Consider the following 20,913-nt stretch of genomic DNA (forward strand, 5'->3'; position numbering starts at 1 on the left):
CCTCTATTTCGCCATGATGATGATTTTTTAAGCGTTGTGGACCAGGATTAAACGGGACATACACCCATTTATCTGGAGAAAAACAACGATGAAACCAACGTTTATGCGCTGGGTGGCGATCGCCGCTCTGCTGGCCGGGGGGACGTTTAGCGCGGTGGCCAATCCTCCCGTCGCGCCGCCAGTCTCCTATGGTGTTGAAGAAGATGTCTTTCATCCTGTGCGGGCGACGCAAGGGATGGTGGCGTCCGTGGATGCAATGGCGACGCAGGTTGGCGTGGATATCTTAAAGCAGGGCGGTAATGCCGTGGATGCCGCCGTCGCCGTGGGCTATGCGCTGGCTGTCACGCATCCGCAAGCCGGGAATCTGGGCGGCGGGGGATTTATGCTGCTGCGCACCAAAGACGGTAACACTACGGCGATTGATTTTCGTGAAATGGCGCCGGCTGGCGCGACCCGTGATATGTTCCTCGACGATCAGGGTAACGCCGATGCGAAAAAGTCGCTGACGTCGCATCTGGCATCCGGTACGCCGGGTACCGTGGCGGGGTTCTCGCTGGCGCTGGAGAAATACGGCACGATGCCGCTGAATAAAGTGGTGCGTCCGGCGATGAAGCTGGCGGAAGAGGGTTTTGTGGTTAACGATGCGCTGGCCGACGACTTAAAAACTTACGGCAGCGAAGTGATCCCCAACCATGAGAACAGCAAAGCCATTTTCTGGAAAGACGGCGAGCCGCTGAAAAAAGGCGATAAGCTGGTCCAGAAGAATCTGGCGAAAAGCCTGGAAATGATTGCCGAAAACGGCCCGGATGCGTTTTATAAAGGGGCGATTGCTGACCAGATTGCCGGAGAAATGCAGAAGAACGGCGGTCTGATGACCAAAGAGGATTTAGCCAGCTATAAAGCCGTTGAGCGTACGCCAATCAGCGGTGACTATCGCGGGTATCAGGTCTTCTCCATGCCGCCGCCGTCCTCGGGCGGTATTCACATCGTACAGATCCTGAATATCCTCGAAAATTTCGACATGAAGAAGTACGGCTTTGGCAGCGCCGATGCCATGCAAATCATGGCGGAAGCGGAAAAATACGCCTATGCCGACCGCTCAGAGTATCTGGGTGACCCGGACTTTGTGAAAGTGCCGTGGCAGGCGCTGACCAACAAAGCCTATGCGAAAACGCTGGCCGATCAAATTGATATCAACAAGGCCAAACCTTCCAGCCAGATCAAACCTGGCAAGCTCGCCCCGTATGAAAGCAACCAGACCACCCACTTCTCGGTGGTGGATAAAGACGGCAATGCCGTGGCGGTGACCTATACCCTGAACACCACCTTTGGCACAGGAATTGTGGCGGGAAATACCGGTATTCTGCTGAATAATCAAATGGATGATTTTTCTGCTAAACCCGGTGTACCTAATGTTTATGGCCTGGTGGGCGGCGATGCTAACGCGGTCGAACCAAAAAAACGTCCGCTGTCGTCGATGTCGCCCACTATCGTCGTTAAAGAGGGCAAAACCTGGCTGGTGACCGGCAGTCCTGGCGGGAGTCGAATCATCACTACTGTGCTGCAAATGGTAGTGAACAGCATTGATTTTGGCATGAACGTCGCCGAAGCGACCAACGCGCCGCGTTTCCATCATCAATGGTTGCCGGACGAACTGCGGGTAGAAAAGGGCTTCAGCCCCGATACGCTGAAGTTGCTGGAACAGAAAGGGCAGAAAGTCGCGTTGAAAGAAGCGATGGGCAGCACCCAAAGTATTATGGTTGGACCGGATGGCGAACTGTACGGTGCGTCTGACCCGCGTTCGGTGGATGATTTAACGGCGGGATACTGATTTTTAATTCCAGGCCCGGTGTCAGACACCGGGCTATTTGCAGATTATGCCGTGAGTAATCGGGCTGGATTATCAATACAAAGCTTGCGCAGAGTATCGTTGTCTACTCCGCGAGCAGCCAGATAGGCGAGGAAGACATTCGGGACAAACCCCCAGCCATTTCCGCCATTTTTCGCCCACATCTGTTTGAGAAAAACATCATGGCTTAAAACGATTTGGTCGGCGTAACCCAGTGCAATCAGATTCGCTACTGCATCTGCGGTCTCCTGAACGCCCGGCGCGACACCTTCTTTTGGAAAGGTGATGTCCAGACCAATCATGTCAAATTCAAGCCATACGCCACGGTCGAGCATTTTACGTTGATAGACGACATCTTTTCCTGAAGGGTCCGAATGCGCCAGCGAGACTTTTGCCGGAGAGACGTTCATTTCTTCCAGCACGATATCCAGCACCTCATCACCCAGTCGCAGCCACCTTGGCATATGGATATTCATCGCCGTGTGGGGGTTGTTACATTGTGCCAGAGACGCTGCCCGCAGGCTGTTACGCTCCGCTTGGGTAAGCGCGGGAGATACGCCGATTTCACCGATCATGCCAGCGCGAATATCCGTCTCGCCAATACCCTGATTCAGTTCTTTATCAATGAGTGAGGCTAACAGCTCAACAGGTTTATGGATCCGGGTACTTTCAAATTTCTCCAGATAAGGTCCGGATGATGCAACGATATTCAAACCCGTTTTTAAGGCAACTTCTCGCAGCGCTGAGGCGTCCCGTCCAATGGATTCTGATCCGGTGGCGTCGACAATCGTCCTGCCGCCTAAAGACATAAAGTTATTGATTTCGAAGATAACATCATCAATCTCTTTTCTGTCCATGTTATCGGCGCAGCAGTATGGGTCGTGTTTCAGCCCCCACTGCAGGTCAGCACTGACTTTCTTTCCCACCAGTTGCTGTGAAAAAGCATAATGTGGCTCGTCTACGACCGAAGACAGATCGTTAAACAGATGTTCATGCGGTAGCGTCAGCCCCATATCCGTATGCGCCACCGGGCCTGTTACGGTTTGCAGGAAACCTTTCATTCTGACACCTCTATTCTTTGCGCCATTTTGGATGCTCTGTATTCAGGGATGGTGGTCACAATCGCACCGACTAACGCGAACAGCGTACCGATGATGGTGACCAGGTAGACCGTATTGCCTAATGAAGGGATCAATTCATCAATTAGCACTGAGCCAAGCAGTTGGCCTGCTGTTGACGCTACGCCCAGCATCAATAGCCCTAAGCCTCTCACCAGAATCGCCATTAGCCCGATGGACAGCAGACCCAGCGGACCACCGAGATACATCCACCATGTATCGGGTAACTGGATGGTGACATGGCCTAATGCGATACGTATCGCCAGCGCTGCGCCCAGGACACAAAAGCCGACGATGAAGTTCCATGTAATGGACACCAGCATGGAGCCCGTTGCCTCGGCGACTTTAGCATTCCCCGCAGGCTGCCAGCCAGCGAGTAACCCTGCCAAAAAGGGGAGGATAGCGAGCAGGATAAACGAGGTTGAGTGCCACTGTGGCGACACGACAAAAATGGTGGCGATAACGGCGAACAATGCGCCAGTAATGCGCCATGGCGTAAAATATTTCTTCTCCTCCACACCGATGCCAAAACGGTCGCACAGCAGGCCGGAAAGAAGCAGGGCAGAAATTAATGCCGTTTGAAAGGTGGCAACGCCCAGCGCACTGGCGGATGCGCCTTCAGAAAATACGACCATAGCCCCGCATAATCCTGCAAACCAATTCCATAGCGGGATTTTTCTCTTTTTAATCAGAGTAGGGATTGAGGCGAATTGCTGGCGTGTTTCTTTGCGCGCAATAATAATAAAAAACATGACGACCAGACCGCTGGCAAACGAGATTACTGCGCAAGCATTACCGTCTTGTAACCAATGTCCTAACTGCCCATTAACGGCAGACTGCATCGGGGAAAGCATACCGGCTAAGATGGTGGCAAGCATCAGTAAGGGGGTTGAGTACTTATTCTTGTTCATACATCAATCCTTATATTTTATAAAAGGAGTAACTTTCGTTACTCCATTGTTTTTTATTTTCTGGCGATGAATTGAAGCGTGTTGACCCACAGGTCGGTATAAAATGGCCATGACATAAACTGCTGGGTTCCCCAGTGTGGGGAGCAGTCGCTCATAAAGCAGGCGGTTTTACCCTGTTGGTATTCACCGAACACTAACAATGGGTCATTATTTATTGTTAATACGACATCGGCATCGTCTCTGGCGACGGCCTGGTTATATCCAAGAAATACCGGATAATCTGAGAACCCGTTAACAACAGGATGTTCAGGTGAGACAGCCTCAGCACAGATACCCTCGGGCTTTTCTACCCGGTCATCGCCATCAAGCATAATAACTGGCAGAACCTCAGCAAGAACGGTGTTCTTATAATTGGCTTTTGCCTCAATACCCATAAATGACAGATAACCGCCAATCATGAGTAGTCCACCGCCATTTTTGACGTACTCTTTAATGGACTCCAGAGCGTTTGGTTTTATTTTTAGCTGATAAAATGTCTCGTTTTGCAACAGGAAGGTATTACTACCAATGTCGCTAATAACAATCACATCGTAACGATTTAATTCGTCAATACTCTCTGGAAAGGCAATTTGTACCGTGTGGGCAGGCATGTAATCAATATCAACGCCGCCTTTCCTCAAGCATTCCAGTAACCATGTAGCGCCTTCTTCATATTTACTGGAGGTGAAACTGTCATAACCTTTTGAATGAATCATATGAATATGCCAGGATTCTCCAATAAAGAGCACCTTTAGTTTTTTCTGCGTATTGTTCATAGTCTGCTCCTTGATTTAGTGAGTAGAAATAGTTTGTTTGTAATGTGAACCCTGAATACGATGAAGAACGGAGTCGTTTTCCGGCATATCAGAGGCATTAGGCGTTTCAACCGCAAGTGAGGCAAATGCGCTGGCGTAGCACAATGCGGATGCCAGTGACTTTCCTTTTGCAAGACCAGATGCGAGGGCGCCATTGAAAGCGTCACCCGCTCCCGCAGTATTTTTTACAACTGCCGGAAATGCCGGGGAATAGATGAATTGTGTGCCATCATAAGCAAGCGAACCTTTGCTACCTAATGTAATAATGGTATTTTTGACGCCTTTCTGATGAATAATTTTGGCCGCGCATTTGGCTGATTCGATATCATTAACCGCCATATTGGCCAGCAGGCCTGCTTCCGTTTCATTTGGCGTAATATAGTCAATGTTATCAATGATAGTGTTAACCATGTCATTGTATGGCGCTGGATTGATGATGACCGGTATGTCATTTTTTTGTGCGAGGCGAATTGTTTGCTGCAGCGCTTCGTAATTCGTCTCCAGTTGGACAAGAACAATATCTGAATGAACAATGGCTTCTTTTTGAATGGTGATTTCATCAGGGGAGATTGTCATGTTGGCGCCAGGGTAGATAGCGATGACGTTATCTCCGGTATCTCCATTCACCATGATAGTTGCTGTACCTGTTTGTGTTTCTTTGGTCTGGTAGATAACACTTTTATGGATTTTTGATGAGTTTATAAAATTAATGGCGTAATCACTAAAATGATCTGAGCCGACTTTAGTAATAAAATGCACATCAGAGTCGGCATAGCTTGCTGCTAATGCCTGATTACATCCCTTACCGCCGGGTGAAAAAATAAATTTATCGGCCAGCAATGATTCTCCCGTTGAGGGTAATCTCGGTAGATAACTGATAATATCAACATTGAACGAGCCAATAACACATACATTATTTTTCATGGCAGAGAGACCTTTTTTTATTTTCTGCGCTGATTCATATTTTTCCAGCACATAAGCAATTTCATTTTTTGCGACGTTATCAAGAGAATCAAGGGTAATAAATGCACCACCATGACAGCGAGTAAGATATCCCTGTCCGGCAAGTTCATTGAGATCTGAACGAATAGTTTCCTTTGTTACCTTGAGACTTTTCGCCAGATTTGAAACTTTTACAACTCCCGAAATACTGAGTTCCTTCAATATTCTATGATGGCGTTCAAATTTCATTTTTTACCTCACCGTGGTTAAATTAGTCCCGGGAGGAGTATATTGTTGTGATTGTCACCATAAAGTGATGGCAGAAACCAAAAAAAAACAAAAATGTAATATTAATATTGCTAAAATTACGGAAAAAACGGTGATAAAGCTTAAAGTGGTAATAACCATGAAATTCAGGTGGTTATTGTTTTGATATAGGGGAAGTAGGTTGCAATAACTGGAATGTTGTGAAGGTTTGTGACGTTTCGCCCCACAGGGTGGGGCGGGGAAGCGCTATTTCACGCGCGCCATAAAGTACGCATCAACGTACTCACCGTTGCGCAGGCCGTATTTCTTACCGGTGCCTTCGATTTCAAAGCCGTACTTCTTATACACCGCCACCGCGGGCTCGTTATCAACAAACACCGTTAACTCAATACGCTCGACGCGCAGCCAGTTGTCACACATGTCGATCATTGTGCGGATCAGCGCGCTGGCAATGCCGCGATTGTGCCACCGGGCATCCACGCAGATACCAAAATCGGCCACGTGGCTGCGGCGGGGACGTTGGGTGACCTGAATAGAAAGATGGCCAACGACAATATCGTCAATGCAGGCAACTAGTTGTTTAACCCCGGCTTGCTCGGTTAGCCGCGCCTGCCACATTTCGAGGGAAGGATGAGGAACCTGTAGCGTGTTGTGGTACACCTCCGGCTGGGCGTGGATCTGACGAATGGCGTCGTAATCTTTCGGTTCAGCGTGGCGTATCACTATTTCACTCATTCCTTATCTCCTGCAGGGGTAATTGTGTATTTACACTCGCTGAGAAAGAAAATTCCGTCAACCGCATTTTTTTGCAAAAAGAAGTAGACAAGTGCGAATGAGAATGATTATTATTGCCATGCATTCAGGGGAACCCCTACGGAGAACCTGAAAGCACGACATTGCTCACATTGCTTCCAGTATTACTTTAGCCAGCTTTCGCTGGCTTTTTTTTGGGTTTTGTTTCAGCCTGGCTTACTTGTCATTTTGTCCCCGTGAAGTGCTCGTGCTCCTCACGTACATGTAGTACGCTCCGGGCCCTGCGCGCTTGCCGTGAACAAACTGACCGCGACGCCGACGGCTGATCTTGAGGCATCTGCTTTTGTAGGCCCGAAAAGTCTTCTCCGCCACCGTCAAAGAATCCAACATTCAGTCTCCTCACGCTTTGCGCTATGGTGTAAACAATCATCTTCAAAAGGATCGTCTCATGACCTTACACTGCGCATTTATTGGATTCGGCAAAAGTACCACCCGTTACCATCTCCCCTATGTTCTGAATCGGAAAGATACCTGGCATGTCGCGCATATTTTCCGTCGTCACGCTAAACCGGAAGAGCAGGCGCCGCAGTATTCGCATATTCACTTCACCAGCGATCTGGATGAGGTGTTGGGCGATCCGCAGGTAAAGCTGGTGATCGTCTGTACGCATGCTGACAGCCATTTCGAATACGCCAAACGCGCGCTGGAAGCGGGTAAAAATGTGCTGGTTGAGAAACCTTTCACGCCGACGCTGGCGGAGGCAAATGTGTTGTTCGACCTGGCGCGAAGCAAAGGACTGACCGTCACGCCGTATCAGAATCGGCGTTTTGATTCCTGTTTTCTCACGGCTAAAGAAGCGATTGAGAGCGGGAAACTGGGCAAGATTGTCGAAATTGAAAGCCATTTCGATTATTACCGCCCGGTAGCAGAAACCAAACCTGGCCTGCCGCAGGACGGCGCATTCTATGGACTTGGCGTCCACACCATGGATCAAATTATTTCGCTATTTGGCCGCCCGGATCATGTCGCGTATGACATTCGTAGCCTGCGTAATAAAGCGAATCCGGATGACACCTTTGAAGCGCAACTATTTTATGGCGATTTGAAGGCTATCGTTAAAACCAGCCATCTGGTGAAAATCGACTATCCGAAGTTTATTGTTCACGGCACCAAAGGTTCGTTTGTGAAATACGGTATCGATCAACAAGAAACCAGCCTGAAAGCGAACATTATGCCTGGCGAACCCGGTTTCGCCGCTGACGAATCCGTCGGTGTGCTGGAGTATGTCAATGACGACGGCGTTACGGTGAAAGAAGAGGTGAAACCGGAAACGGGTGACTATGGTCGTGTTTATGATGCGCTGTACCAGACGTTGACCGTCGGTACGCCTAATTACGTCAAGGAATCTGAAGTTCTTACCAATCTGGAAATCCTCGAGCGTGCTTTCGAACAGGCATCGCCTGCGACGATAACCCTCGCTAAATAGCCCTTACAGACTCCTCTGCGCTTATTCATATTTTTTGAACAGAGGAGTCAATTTTCACCCTCTATGATCCCGGACGGAATGAGTCCACACTTATTCCATCGAAAACATCTGGGGGTGAACACAATGATCTACTTACGCAAAGCAAACGACCGCGGTCATGCGAATCATGGCTGGCTTGACTCTTGGCATACTTTTTCTTTTGCCGATTATTACGATCCGAACTTTATGGGGTTCTCGGCGCTGCGTGTGATTAACGACGATGTGATCGACGCAGGTCAGGGCTTTGGTACTCACCCCCATAAAGACATGGAAATCCTGACTTATGTGCTGGAAGGCGCGGTGGAGCATCAGGACAGTATGGGCAATAAAGAACAGGTTCCGGCCGGTGAATTCCAGATTATGAGCGCCGGGACGGGGATCCGTCACTCGGAGTACAACCCGAGCAACACTGAGAAACTGCACCTGTATCAAATCTGGATCATCCCACAGGAAAACGGGATTACGCCACGCTATGAACAACGCCGTTTCGATGCGGTGCAGGGCAAACAGCTGGTGCTGTCGCCGGATGCCCGTGATGGTTCGCTGAAAGTGTACCAGGATATGGAGCTGTATCGCTGGGCACTGCTCAAAGATGAGCAGTCGATGCATCAGATTGCCGCCGAGCGCCGCGTCTGGATCCAGGTGGTAAAAGGCAATGTCACCATTAACGGAACCAAAGCCACCACCAGCGATGGCCTGGCAATCTGGGATGAGCAGGCAATTTCGATTCATGCCGATAGCGACAGTGAAGTGTTACTGTTTGACCTGCCACCAGTCTAACGTGCTGTAGCCCTTTGTAGGCCGGATAAGACGCGAAAGCGTTGCCATCCGGCTTTTCATCGTTTGTCATTAATTCCGCACGTCCGTGGTAAACTGGGCAAATCTATCCCTTTTATACCTTTCAGGACGATGAAAAAGAAAAGACCCGTACTTCAGGATGTAGCCGACCGTGTGGGCGTGACCAAAATGACGGTCAGCCGTTTTTTGCGTAATCCGGAGCAGGTCTCCGTCGCGCTGCGGGGTAAAATTGCGGCTGCGCTTGATGAGCTCGGGTACATTCCTAATCGCGCGCCTGACATTCTTTCCAACGCCACCAGCCGCGCCATTGGCGTTCTGCTGCCGTCTTTAACCAACCAGGTCTTTGCGGAAGTGTTACGCGGCATTGAGGCCGTCACCGATGCCCACGGGTATCAAACCATGCTGGCGCACTACGGCTATAAACCGGAGATGGAGCAGGAGCGCCTGGAATCGATGCTCTCCTGGAATATCGACGGCCTGATCCTCACTGAGCGTACCCATACGCCGCGCACCTTAAAAATGATCGAAGTCGCCGGGATTCCGGTGGTGGAACTGATGGACAGCCAGTCGCCGTGTCTCGATATTGCCGTTGGTTTTGACAACTTCGAGGCCGCCCGTCAGATGACCGCCGCGATTATCGCGCGTGGTCATCGTCATATCGCCTATCTGGGGGCGCGCCTCGACGAACGTACTATCATCAAGCAGAAGGGCTATGAACAGGCGATGCGGGACGCAGGCCTGGTTCCTTACAGTGTGATGATGGAGCAATCTTCATCCTACTCTTCCGGTATCGAACTCATGCGCCAGGCGCGACGTGAATACCCACAGCTTGACGGTATTTTTTGCACCAACGATGACCTGGCGGTGGGGGCGGCCTTCGAATGCCAGCGCCTGGGGCTAAAAATCCCGGACGACATGGCGATCGCCGGGTTCCACGGTCATGACATCGGCCAGGTGATGGAACCGCGTCTGGCAAGCGTCCTGACGCCGCGCGAGCGAATGGGCAGCATTGGCGCGGAACGTCTGTTGGCCCGCATTCGCGGCGAAACGGTCACGCCGAAAATGTTAGATTTAGGTTTCACCTTGTCACCGGGCGGATCTATTTAGTCTGACAACTTTGAAGTAGCTCACACTTATTCACTTTTGGCACGAATGGTCATTGCGTCGTGAATGGTGCGGTTGGACAATGTTACCGATAACAGTTACCCGTAACAAATTTTGCAACTTGTAGAGTGGGGGCCCGCTTTGAGCACGACTAATCATGATCACCACGTTTACGTTCTGATGGGCGTATCAGGCAGCGGTAAATCCGCTGTCGCAAGCGCCGTGGCGCATCAGCTTCATGCCGCGTTTCTGGACGGCGATTTTCTGCATCCGCGCTGCAATATTGAAAAAATGGCTTCCGGCGAGCCGTTGAATGATGATGACCGCAAACCGTGGTTACAGGCGCTGAACGACGCCGCTTTCGCGATGCAGCGTACCAATAAAATCTCGCTGATCGTCTGCTCCGCACTGAAAAAACACTATCGCGACCTGCTGCGCGAGGGAAACCCGAACCTCTCCTTTATCTACCTGAAAGGTGATTTCGACGTCATTGAAAGCCGTCTGAAAGCGCGCAAAGGTCATTTCTTCAAAACCCAGATGCTGGTGACGCAGTTTGAAACGCTGCAAGAGCCGGGTGCCGACGAACGCGATGTTCTGGTGGTGGATATCGACCAGCCGCTGGAAGACGTCGTGGCGAGCACCATTGAGGTCATCAATAAAGGCAGTACGCTGTGAGTACATTAACACTGGTTTTAACCGCCGTCGGTTCCGTCTTACTGCTGCTGTTTCTCGTGATGAAGGCGCGTATGCACGCCTTCGTCGCGTTAATGGTCGTCTCAATGGGCGCGGGGCTTTTTTCAGGGATGCCGCTTGATAAAATCGCCGCGACCATGGAAAAAGGGATGGGCGGCACGCTGGGATTCCTGGCGATTGTGGTCGCGCTGGGGGCGATGTTCGGTAAAATTCTGCATGAAACCGGCGCGGTCGATCAGATAGCCGTCAAGATGCTTAAATCCTTTGGTCATAACCGCGCGCACTATGCGATTGGCCTGGCCGGGCTGATTTGCGCGCTTCCGCTGTTCTTTGAAGTGGCGATTGTGCTGCTGATAAGCGTGGCATTCTCTATGGCGCGTCATACCGGCACAAACCTGGTGAAGCTGGTCATTCCGCTGTTTGCGGGCGTGGCGGCAGCCGCGGCGTTTTTGTTGCCTGGGCCTGCGCCGATGCTGCTGGCTTCCCAGATGCATGCTGATTTCGGCTGGATGATCCTGATTGGGCTGTGCGCCTCCATTCCTGGCATGATTATCGCCGGGCCGCTGTGGGGGAATTTTATCAGCCGTTATGTTGAGCTGCGTATTCCTGACGACATTACCGAGCCGCATCTGGGTGAAGGTAAAATGCCTTCTTTCGGCTTCAGCCTGTCGCTGATTCTGCTGCCGTTGGTGCTGGTAGGGCTGAAAACGATCGCCGCGCGTTTTGTGCCGGAAGGTTCCACCGCTTACGAATGGTTTGAGTTTATCGGCCACCCCTTCACTGCGATTCTGGTCGCTTGTCTGGTAGCGATTTACGGCCTGGCGATGCGCCAGGGGATGCCGAAAGACAAAGTGATGGAAATCTGCGGCCACGCGCTGCAACCGGCGGGCATTATCCTGCTGGTGATTGGCGCAGGCGGGGTGTTCAAACAGGTACTGGTTGACTCCGGCGTCGGCCCGGCGCTGGGCGAAGCGTTAACCGGCATGGGGCTGCCGATTGCCATTACCTGCTTTGTGCTGGCGGCGGCGGTGCGCATCATTCAGGGTTCCGCGACCGTGGCGTGTTTAACCGCGGTCGGTCTGGTGATGCCGGTCATTGAGCAACTGAATTTCTCCGGCGCGCAGATGGCGGCGCTCTCTATCTGTATCGCCGGCGGTTCAATTGTGGTTTCTCATGTTAACGACGCCGGCTTCTGGCTGTTCGGTAAATTTACCGGCGCGACCGAAGCGCAGACGCTGAAGACCTGGACGATGATGGAAACTATCCTCGGCACGGTCGGCGCGATTGTCGGAATGATTGCTTTCCAACTGCTGAGCTGAGTCTTGTTGCCCGGTGGCGCTGTGCTTACCGGGCCTGGAAACGGGCACAGATCGACACCGTAAGCCGGGTAAGGCGTAATCGCTACCCGGTTTTTTTATTGAGGTATGCATGGCAATCGCCCAACGACGTTTTGCCTCGCCATGTTTCAGTACGCGCATAAAAGCAGGCAAATTTCTACGCTGATCCATAATTAGGATCAATAAAACAGCGACGGAAATGATTCCCTTCCTAACGCAAATTCCCTGATAATCGCCACTGGACTTTCTGCTTGCGCGGTAAGGCAGGATAAGTCGCATTACTGATGGCTTCGCTATCATTGATTAATTTCACTTGCGACTTTGGCTGCTTTTTGTATGGTGAAGGATGCGCCACAGGATACTGGCGCGCATACACAGCACATCTCTTTGCAGGAAAAAAACGCTATGAAAAATGTTGGCTTTATCGGCTGGCGCGGAATGGTCGGCTCTGTTCTCATGCAACGCATGGTAGAGGAGCGCGATTTCGACGCTATTCGCCCTGTTTTCTTTTCTACCTCCCAGTTTGGACAGGCGGCGCCCACCTTCGGCGACACCTCCACCGGCACGCTACAGGACGCTTTTGATCTGGATGCGCTAAAAGCGCTCGATATCATCGTGACCTGCCAGGGCGGCGATTATACCAACGAAATTTATCCAAAGCTGCGCGAAAGCGGATGGCAGGGTTACTGGATTGATGCGGCTTCTACGCTGCGCATGAAAGATGATGCCATTATTATTCTCGACCCGGTCAACCAGGACGTGATTACCGACGGCCTGAACAATGGCGTGAAGACCTTTGTGGGCGGTAACTGTACCGTTAGCCTGATGTTGATGTCGCTGGGCGGTCTCTTTGCCCATAATCTCGTTGACTGGGTATCCGTCGCGACCTATCAGGCCGCCTCCGGCGGCGGCGCGCGCCATATGCGCGAGCTGTTAACCCAAATGGGTCAGTTGTATGGCCATGTCGCCGATGAACTGGCGACGCCGTCTTCCGCAATTCTTGATATTGAACGCAAAGTTACGGCATTGACCCGCAGCGGCGAGCTGCCGGTGGATAACTTTGGCGTACCGCTGGCGGGAAGCCTGATCCCCTGGATCGACAAACAGCTCGATAACGGCCAGAGCCGTGAAGAGTGGAAAGGCCAGGCGGAAACCAACAAGATTCTCAATACTGCCTCTGTGATTCCGGTTGATGGTTTGTGTGTGCGCGTCGGCGCGCTGCGCTGTCACAGCCAGGCGTTCACCATCAAGCTGAAAAAAGAGGTATCCATTCCGACGGTGGAAGAACTGCTGGCGGCACATAATCCGTGGGCGAAAGTGGTGCCGAACGATCGTGATATCACTATGCGCGAATTAACCCCGGCGGCGGTGACCGGCACGTTGACTACGCCGGTTGGTCGTCTGCGTAAGCTGAACATGGGGCCAGAGTTCTTGTCGGCGTTTACCGTAGGCGACCAGTTGTTATGGGGCGCCGCCGAGCCGCTGCGTCGAATGCTGCGCCAGTTGGCGTAGTAGCTATTGCAGCGCTTATCGGGCCTGCGTGTGGTTCTGTAGGCCGGATAAGGCGCGCTCGCGCCGCCATCCGGCGGGGGAATTTGTGTTAAACCAGGGGTGCATCGTCACCCTTTTTTTTGCGTAATACAGGAGTAAACGCAGATGTTTCATTTTTATCAGGAGTTAAGCAGAGCATTGGCTATTCTTTAAGGGTAGCTTAATCCCACGGGTATTAAGCCTAACCTGAAGGTAGGACGACGCAGATAGGATGCACAGTGTGCTGCGCCGTTCAGGTCAAAGAAGTGTCACTACCTGATGTTGAATTCAGTGAGATGGAGTGACGCCACAAAACAGGATGACAAACCATGTCCAGTCGTATCGATAGAGACGTGATTAATGCGCTAATTGCAGGACATTTTGCGGACCCTTTTTCCGTACTCGGAATGCACCAGACCCAAGCCGGACTAGAAGTCCGCGCCCTATTACCTGACGCCACCGACGTATGGGTGATTGAACCCAAAACCGGACGTAAAGTCGGCAAACTGGAATGTCTCGACGCTCGCGGTTTTTTCTGCGGCGTTTTACCCCGACGTAAAAATTTCTTTCGCTATCAGCTCGCCGTGACCTGGCACGGACAGCAGAACCTCATCGACGATCCTTACCGTTTTGGTCCATTAATACAGGAAATGGATGCCTGGTTATTATCGGAAGGCACCCACCTGCGTCCTTATGAAACGCTGGGCGCGCACGCCGATACGATGGATGGCGTCACCGGCACCCGTTTCTCCGTCTGGGCGCCTAATGCCCGTCGCGTTTCGGTTGTCGGGCAATTCAACTATTGGGATGGGCGTCGCCACCCGATGCGTCTGCGCAAAGAGAGCGGTATTTGGGAGTTGTTTATCCCCGGCGCGCATAATGGACAGCTGTATAAATTCGAGTTGCTTGATGCGAACGGTAATCTGCGCATTAAAGCCGATCCCTATGCTTTTGAGGCGCAGATGCGTCCGGAAACGGCGTCGATGATTTGCGGACTGCCGGAGAAAGTGACGCCAAGCGAAGAACGACAAAAAGCCAATCAGTTTGATGCGCCGATCTCGATTTATGAGGTGCATTTAGGTTCATGGCGCCGCCATACGGATAACAATTTCTGGCTGAGCTATCGTGAGCTGGCGGATCAGCTTGTGCCTTACGCCAAATGGATGGGCTTTACGCACCTTGAACTCTTGCCGGTCAACGAACATCCGTTTGACGGCAGTTGGGGCTACCAGCCGACCGGCCTCTACGCGCCGACCCGCCGCTTTGGTACGCGGGACGACTTCCGCTATTTCATCAATGCGGCCCATGCGGCGGGCCTTAACGTCATTCTCGACTGGGTGCCGGGCCATTTCCCGTCCGATGAATTTAGCCTCGCGGAGTTTGACGGCACTCACCTCTATGAGCACAGCGACCCGCGCGAGGGCTATCACCAGGACTGGAATACGCTGATCTACAACTATGGTCGTCGTGAAGTCAGTAATTATCTGGTGGGCAACGCCCTGTACTGGATGGAGCGTTTTGGGATTGATGCGCTGCGTGTCGATGCGGTGGCCTCTATGATCTACCGCGACTACAGCCGCAAAGAGGGCGAGTGGATACCGAACGAGTTCGGCGGTCGTGAAAACCTGGAAGCCATTGAGTTTCTGCGCAATACCAACCGCATTATTGGCGAGCAGGTGCCCGGCGCGGTCAGCATGGCGGAAGAGTCGACAGACTTCGCTGGCGTGACGCGTCCACCGGAAACGGGCGGCCTGGGGTTCTGGTACAAGTGGAACCTGGGCTGGATGCACGACACGCTGGACTACATGAAGCTGGACCCGGTGTACCGCCAGTATCATCACGACAAGCTGACCTTTGGTATGTTGTACAACCATACCGAAAACTTTGTTCTGCCGCTGTCGCACGATGAGGTGGTTCACGGCAAGAAATCCATTCTCGATCGTATGCCGGGCGATGCGTGGCAAAAATTTGCCAACCTGCGCGCCTACTATGGCTGGATGTGGGCCTTCCCCGGCAAGAAACTGCTATTTATGGGGAATGAGTTTGCCCAGGGACGCGAGTGGAACCATGACGCCAGCCTCGACTGGCACCTGCTGGAGGGGGGCGATAACTGGCACCACGGGGTTCAGCGTCTGGTACGCGATCTCAACCACACCTATCGCCACCATAAAGCGTTGCATGAGCTGGATTTTGATGCTTACGGCTTTGAGTGGCTGGTGGTCGATGACAATGAACGCTCGGTACTGATTTTTGTACGCCGTGATAAAGCCGGTAACGAGATCATCGTCGCCAGCAACTTTACGCCCGTTCCTCGCCACGACTACCGCTTTGGCATCAACCAGCCGGGACGCTGGCGTGAAATTCTCAATACTGATTCGATGCATTATCACGGTAGCAACACCGGCAACGGCGGCGTGGTGCACAGCGATAAGATCGAAAGCCATGGCCGTCAGCACTCTCTTAACCTGACGTTACCGCCGTTGGCGACGATCTGGCTGATGCGGGAGGGGGAATGACGCAGCTTGCGATCGGCGAAGCAACGCCGCATGGCGCAACGTATGACGGTCATGGCGTGAATTTCACGCTCTTTTCCGCCCATGCGGAGCGCGTAGAGCTGTGCGTTTTTGATTCCCGAGGGAATGAGCGTCGCTATGACCTGCCAGGACGTCGCGGCGATGTCTGGCATGGTTATCTGGCAGGCGCCAGGCCAGGTTTGCGCTATGGCTATCGCGTACATGGCCCGTGGCAGCCAGCGCAGGGGCATCGGTTTAATCCGGCGAAGTTACTGCTTGACCCTTATGCGCGCCGGGTCGAGGGCGAACTAAAAGATCATCCGCTGTTGCACGGCGGACACGATGAACCGGACTACCGCGATAACGCGGCGGTGGCGCCGAAAAGCGTGATAATCAGCGACCATTATGACTGGGAAGATGACGCCGCGCCGCGCACGCCGTGGGGAAAAACGGTCATCTATGAAGCGCATGTCAAAGGGCTTACCTACCTGCATCCGGAACTCCCCCAGGAGATACGCGGCACCTATAAAGCGCTCGGTCATCCGGTCATGGTGGCGTATTTCAAACAGCTTGGCATTACGGCGCTGGAACTGTTGCCGGTGGCGCAGTTTGCCAGCGAGCCGCGCCTGCAACGTATGGGACTGACCAATTATTGGGGTTATAACCCGATGGCGATGTTCGCGCTGCATCCCGCCTGGGCCAGTTCGCCCGAGACGGCGCTGGACGAGTTTCGCGACGCGGTGAAAGCGCTGCATCGCGCGGGGATTGAGGTCATTCTGGACATTGTATTAAACCATAGCGCCGAGCTGGATCTGGACGGTCCAACCTTCTCCCTGCGCGGAATTGATAACCGTAGCTATTATTGGATAAGGGACGATGGCGATTATCACAACTGGACGGGGTGCGGCAACACGCTCAATTTAAGCCATCCTGGCGTGGTGGAATACGCGTGCGAGTGTTTGCGCTATTGGGTGGAAACCTGTCATGTCGATGGTTTTCGTTTTGATTTGGCGTCCGTCATGGGGCGCACGCCGACGTTTCGCCAGGATGCGCCGCTGTTCGCCGCGATTAAAGCGTGTCCTGTGTTATCAACGGTCAAGCTGATTGCTGAACCGTGGGATATTGGCGAGGGCGGCTATCAGGTCGGGAATTTTCCGCCACCGTTTGCCGAGTGGAACGATCATTTTCGCGATGCGGCCCGCCGATTCTGGTTGCCGCGTAACCTGACGACGGGGGAATTTGCCTGTCGTTTCGCCGCTTCCAGCGATGTGTTTAAACGCAATGGCCGCACGCCCGGCGCCTCTGTCAATCTGCTCACGGCGCATGACGGTTTTACGCTTCGGGACTGCGTCTGTTTCAATCAGAAACACAATGAGGCGAACGGTGAGGAAAATCGCGACGGCACCAACAGCAATTACAGCGACAATCATGGTAAAGAAGGATTAGGCGGTCCGCTTGATTTAATGGAGCGGCGGCGCGACAGCATTCATGCCCTGCTGGCGACGCTACTGCTCTCTCAGGGAACGCCGATGCTGCTGGCAGGCGATGAACACGGCCATAGCCAGCACGGCAACAATAACGCCTATTGTCAGGATAATGCCTTAACCTGGCTGGACTGGCAGCAGGCAAACCGTGGGTTAACCACGTTTACCGCCGCGCTGATTCGTTTGCGTCAGCAGATACCGGCTTTAACCGGCAATAGCTGGTGGGAAGAAGGCGATGGCAACGTGCGTTGGCTAAATAAAAACGCGCAACCCTTGAGTGCGGATGAGTGGCAAAACGGGCCTAAGCTGATGCAAATTCTGTTGTCGGACCGTTTTCTGATTGCGATAAATGCCACGCTTGAGGTGACAGATATAGTTTTACCCGAAGGGGAATGGCGCGCCGTTCCCCCATTCGCTGGAGAGGATAATCCGGTGATAACGGCGGTCTGGCAGGGACCTGCGCATGGACTGTGTGTGTTCCAGAGAGGATAAAAAAGGAGTTAATCATGGTGAGTTTAGAGAAGAACGATCGTGTAATGTTGGCGCGCCAGCTGCCATTGAAATCTGTTGCCCTAATCCTGGCCGGCGGCCGCGGCACGCGTCTAAAAGATTTAACGAACAAACGCGCCAAACCAGCCGTCCACTTTGGTGGGAAGTTCCGCATCATCGATTTCGCCTTATCTAATTGTCTGAACTCCGGGATTCGCCGTATCGGCGTGATCACTCAGTATCAGTCCCATACGCTGGTGCAGCATATTCAGCGCGGCTGGTCACTGTTTAGCGAAGAGATGAACGAATTTGTCGATCTGCTGCCAGCTCAACAGCGTATGAAGGGCGAAAACTGGTATCGCGGCACGGCAGACGCGGTGACCCAGAACCTGGATATTATTCGTCGCTATAAAGCGGAATATGTCGTCATCCTGGCAGGCGATCATATCTACAAGCAGGACTACTCGCGTATGTTGATCGATCACGTTGAAAAGGGCGCGCGTTGCACGGTGGCCTGTATGCCGGTGCCGATCAAAGAAGCGACGGCGTTCGGCGTGATGGCGGTCGATGAAAGCGACAAGATTATTGATTTTGTCGAAAAACCGGCGAATCCCCCCGCAATGCCTGGTGACGCCAGCAAAGCGCTGGCCAGTATGGGCATTTACGTTTTTGACGCCGATTACCTGTATGAATTGCTGGCGGCAGACGATAAAGATGACGCTTCCAGCCACGATTTCGGTAAAGACATTATCCCCAAAATCACCCGCGAAGGTATGGCTTACGCGCATCCTTTCCCGCTCTCCTGCGTGCAGTCCGATCCACAAGCCGAACCGTACTGGCGCGATGTAGGTACGCTGGAAGCTTACTGGAAGGCGAACCTGGATTTAGCCTCGGTGACGCCGGAGCTGGATATGTATGACCAGAACTGGCCTATCCGTACGCATATGGAATCGCTACCGCCTGCGAAATTCGTGCAGGACCGCTCCGGTAGCCACGGTATGACGCTGAACTCGCTGGTCTCCGGCGGCTGCATTATCTCCGGTTCGGTGGTGGTGCAATCTGTGCTCTTCCCACGGGTGAGAATAAATTCTTTTTGTAATATTGATTCGGCAGTGTTGTTACCTGAGGTTTGGGTAGGGCGCTCCTGCCGTTTACGTCGCTGTGTTATTGACCGTGCCTGTATTATCCCGGAAGGCATGGTGATTGGTGAAAATGCGGAAGAGGACGCTCGTCGTTTCTACCGTTCAGAAGAAGGTATTGTACTGGTCACGCGTGAAATGCTGCGCAAACTGCAGGTCAAACAGGAGCGATAATGCAGGTTTTACATGTATGTTCAGAGATGTTCCCCCTGCTGAAGACTGGGGGGCTGGCGGATGTGATAGGCGCGTTGCCTGCGGCACAAATTGCGGATGGTGTTGATGTTCGCGTTCTGCTTCCAGGGTTTCCCGATATCCGTCGGGGGATACCCGACGCGCATGTGGTGAGCCGCCGCGATACTTTCGCAGGTAAGATATCGCTGCTGTTCGGGCATTATAACGGCGTGGGCATTTATCTGATCGACGCGCCGCATCTGTACGAGCGTCCAGGCAGTCCCTATCACGATACGAATTTATATGCCTATACCGATAACGTGCTGCGCTTTGCCCTGTTAGGGTGGGTCGGCTGTGAAATGGCCTGCGGACTTGATCCATTCTGGCGCCCCGACGTGGTGCACGCCCATGACTGGCACGCCGGGCTGGCGCCCGCCTATCTGGCGGCGCGCGGGCGGCCGGCGAAATCGGTCTTTACCGTACACAACCTGGCCTATCAAGGCATGTTTTATGCAAAGCATATGGATGACATCGAACTACCGTGGTCATTCTTTAATATGCATGGGCTGGAGTTCAACGGACAACTCTCCTTTTTGAAGGCCGGTTTGTACTATGCCGACCATATTACGGCGGTGAGCCCGACCTATGCGCGTGAAATTACTGAACCGCAGTTTGCTTATGGTATGGAAGGCCTGCTGCGCCAGCGTCATCTGGAAGGGCGCTTGTCCGGCATACTGAACGGCGTGGATGAGAAGATCTGGAATCCGGAATCCGATCTGCTGCTGGCGTCGCGCTACACGCGCGATACCCTGGAAGAGAAGGCGGAAAACAAACGTCAGCTACAAATTGCGATGGGGTTAAAGGTTAACGACAAAGTGCCGCTGTTCGCCGTGGTAAGCCGTCTGACCAACCAGAAAGGTCTGGATCTGGTGCTGGAGGCGTTACCGGGGCTGCTGGAGCAGGGCGGGCAGTTGGCGCTACTCGGCGCGGGCGATCCGGTGCTTCAGGAAGGGTTCCTCGCGGCGGCGGCGGAACACCCAGGGCAGGTTGGCGTACAGATCGGCTATCACGAAGCTTTCTCGCATCGCATTATGGGCGGCGCGGACGTTATTCTGGTGCCCAGTCGTTTCGAACCGTGCGGCTTAACGCAGTTATATGGCTTAAAGTATGGCACGCTGCCTCTGGTGCGGCGTACCGGGGGGTTGGCCGATACGGTCTCCGACAGTTCGCTGGAAAATCTGGCGGACGGTATCGCCAGCGGTTTTGTCTTCGAAGACAGTAACGCCTGGTCGTTGCTACGCGCGATTCGGCGTGCTTTTGTGTTGTGGTCACGGCCTTCGCTTTGGCGGTTTGTACAACGGCAGGCGATGGCGATGGATTTTAGCTGGCAAGTTGCCGCGAAATCATACCGCGAGCTGTACTATCGCTTGAAATAG

16 protein-coding genes and 1 pseudogene are annotated in these 20,913 nt (G+C 52.8%); 11 read left to right on the top strand and 6 right to left on the bottom strand.

What is annotated here, in order from left to right:
• Positions 1–88: 88 nt before the first annotated feature.
• Positions 89–1,831, top strand: coding sequence for a gamma-glutamyltransferase (gene ggt, locus ACH0WD_RS12420; RefSeq protein ID WP_000805111.1), 1,743 nt, complete (start codon positions 89–91; stop codon positions 1,829–1,831).
• A 44-nt stretch (positions 1,832–1,875) separates the two neighbouring features.
• Here ggt and ACH0WD_RS12425 read toward each other — a convergent pair whose 3' ends face one another.
• The 5 genes from ACH0WD_RS12425 to yhhY form a co-directional block, all read right to left on the bottom strand.
• The gene (locus ACH0WD_RS12425; protein WP_172480758.1) at positions 1,876–2,910 is read right to left on the bottom strand and encodes a phosphotriesterase; all 1,035 of its coding nucleotides are present in this window, start codon (positions 2,908–2,910) and stop codon (positions 1,876–1,878) included.
• A complete protein-coding gene (locus ACH0WD_RS12430) occupies positions 2,907–3,878 on the bottom strand; it encodes a DMT family transporter (protein ID WP_001038948.1) in 972 nt (323 codons plus the stop codon). The genes ACH0WD_RS12425 and ACH0WD_RS12430 overlap by 4 nt, the downstream gene beginning before the upstream one ends.
• Before the next feature lie 53 nt (positions 3,879–3,931).
• Complete coding sequence (locus ACH0WD_RS12435) at positions 3,932–4,693, bottom strand: glutamine amidotransferase (RefSeq protein ID WP_001066509.1); 762 nt, start codon at positions 4,691–4,693, stop codon at positions 3,932–3,934.
• Between the two features lie 15 nt (positions 4,694–4,708).
• On the bottom strand, positions 4,709–5,923 hold the full coding sequence (locus tag ACH0WD_RS12440; protein ID WP_000667440.1) for a PfkB family carbohydrate kinase: 1,215 nt from the start codon (positions 5,921–5,923) through the stop codon (positions 4,709–4,711).
• A gap of 264 nt (positions 5,924–6,187) precedes the next feature.
• Positions 6,188–6,676, bottom strand: coding sequence for an N-acetyltransferase (gene yhhY, locus ACH0WD_RS12445; protein ID WP_001290279.1), 489 nt, complete (start codon positions 6,674–6,676; stop codon positions 6,188–6,190).
• Positions 6,677–7,142: 466 nt separating this feature from the next.
• Between yhhY and ACH0WD_RS12450 the strand changes: the two genes are divergently transcribed.
• The 5 genes from ACH0WD_RS12450 (at position 7,143) to gntU (ending at position 12,133) form a co-directional block, all read left to right on the top strand.
• Entirely contained in the window at positions 7,143–8,180 is a 1,038-nt protein-coding gene (locus ACH0WD_RS12450; protein ID WP_000172400.1) for an oxidoreductase, read from the top strand.
• 123 nt (positions 8,181–8,303) lie between these two features.
• Positions 8,304–8,999, top strand: a complete 696-nt coding sequence (gene yhhW, locus ACH0WD_RS12455; RefSeq protein WP_000639780.1) for a quercetin 2,3-dioxygenase — start codon at positions 8,304–8,306, stop codon at positions 8,997–8,999.
• A gap of 129 nt (positions 9,000–9,128) precedes the next feature.
• Complete coding sequence (gntR, locus tag ACH0WD_RS12460) at positions 9,129–10,124, top strand: gluconate operon transcriptional repressor GntR (RefSeq protein ID WP_000730239.1); 996 nt, start codon at positions 9,129–9,131, stop codon at positions 10,122–10,124.
• A gap of 138 nt (positions 10,125–10,262) precedes the next feature.
• A complete protein-coding gene (gntK, locus tag ACH0WD_RS12465; RefSeq protein ID WP_000108340.1) occupies positions 10,263–10,796 on the top strand; it encodes a gluconokinase in 534 nt (177 codons plus the stop codon).
• Complete coding sequence (gene gntU / locus ACH0WD_RS12470) at positions 10,793–12,133, top strand: gluconate transporter (protein WP_000105956.1); 1,341 nt, start codon at positions 10,793–10,795, stop codon at positions 12,131–12,133. The genes gntK and gntU overlap by 4 nt, the downstream gene beginning before the upstream one ends.
• Before the next feature lie 114 nt (positions 12,134–12,247).
• Here the strand turns inward: gntU and ACH0WD_RS12475 are convergent.
• A pseudogene (locus ACH0WD_RS12475) lies at positions 12,248–12,322 on the bottom strand (MarC family protein); the annotation flags it as partial.
• A 234-nt stretch (positions 12,323–12,556) separates the two neighbouring features.
• Here ACH0WD_RS12475 and asd point away from each other — a divergent pair.
• The 5 genes from asd (at position 12,557) to glgA (ending at position 20,913) form a co-directional block, all read left to right on the top strand.
• The gene (gene asd, locus ACH0WD_RS12480) at positions 12,557–13,663 is read left to right on the top strand and encodes an aspartate-semialdehyde dehydrogenase (protein ID WP_000799940.1); all 1,107 of its coding nucleotides are present in this window, start codon (positions 12,557–12,559) and stop codon (positions 13,661–13,663) included.
• A 347-nt stretch (positions 13,664–14,010) separates the two neighbouring features.
• Positions 14,011–16,197 (top strand): 1,4-alpha-glucan branching enzyme, encoded by a 2,187-nt coding sequence (glgB, locus tag ACH0WD_RS12485; RefSeq protein ID WP_000098549.1) that lies wholly within the window; start codon positions 14,011–14,013, stop codon positions 16,195–16,197.
• Positions 16,194–18,170, top strand: coding sequence for a glycogen debranching protein GlgX (gene glgX, locus ACH0WD_RS12490; RefSeq protein WP_000192478.1), 1,977 nt, complete (start codon positions 16,194–16,196; stop codon positions 18,168–18,170). Before glgB ends, glgX begins: the two co-directional genes overlap by 4 nt.
• Positions 18,171–18,184: 14 nt before the next feature.
• Positions 18,185–19,480, top strand: a complete 1,296-nt coding sequence (glgC, locus tag ACH0WD_RS12495; protein WP_000253994.1) for a glucose-1-phosphate adenylyltransferase — start codon at positions 18,185–18,187, stop codon at positions 19,478–19,480.
• Positions 19,480–20,913: a glycogen synthase GlgA gene (gene glgA, locus ACH0WD_RS12500; RefSeq protein ID WP_001197669.1), complete on the top strand. Its 1,434-nt coding sequence runs from the start codon at positions 19,480–19,482 to the stop codon at positions 20,911–20,913. Before glgC ends, glgA begins: the two co-directional genes overlap by 1 nt.

It is taken from the genome of Salmonella sp. 2020_1395 (assembly GCF_043848115.1).
Lineage (GTDB): Bacteria > Pseudomonadota > Gammaproteobacteria > Enterobacterales > Enterobacteriaceae > Salmonella > Salmonella enterica.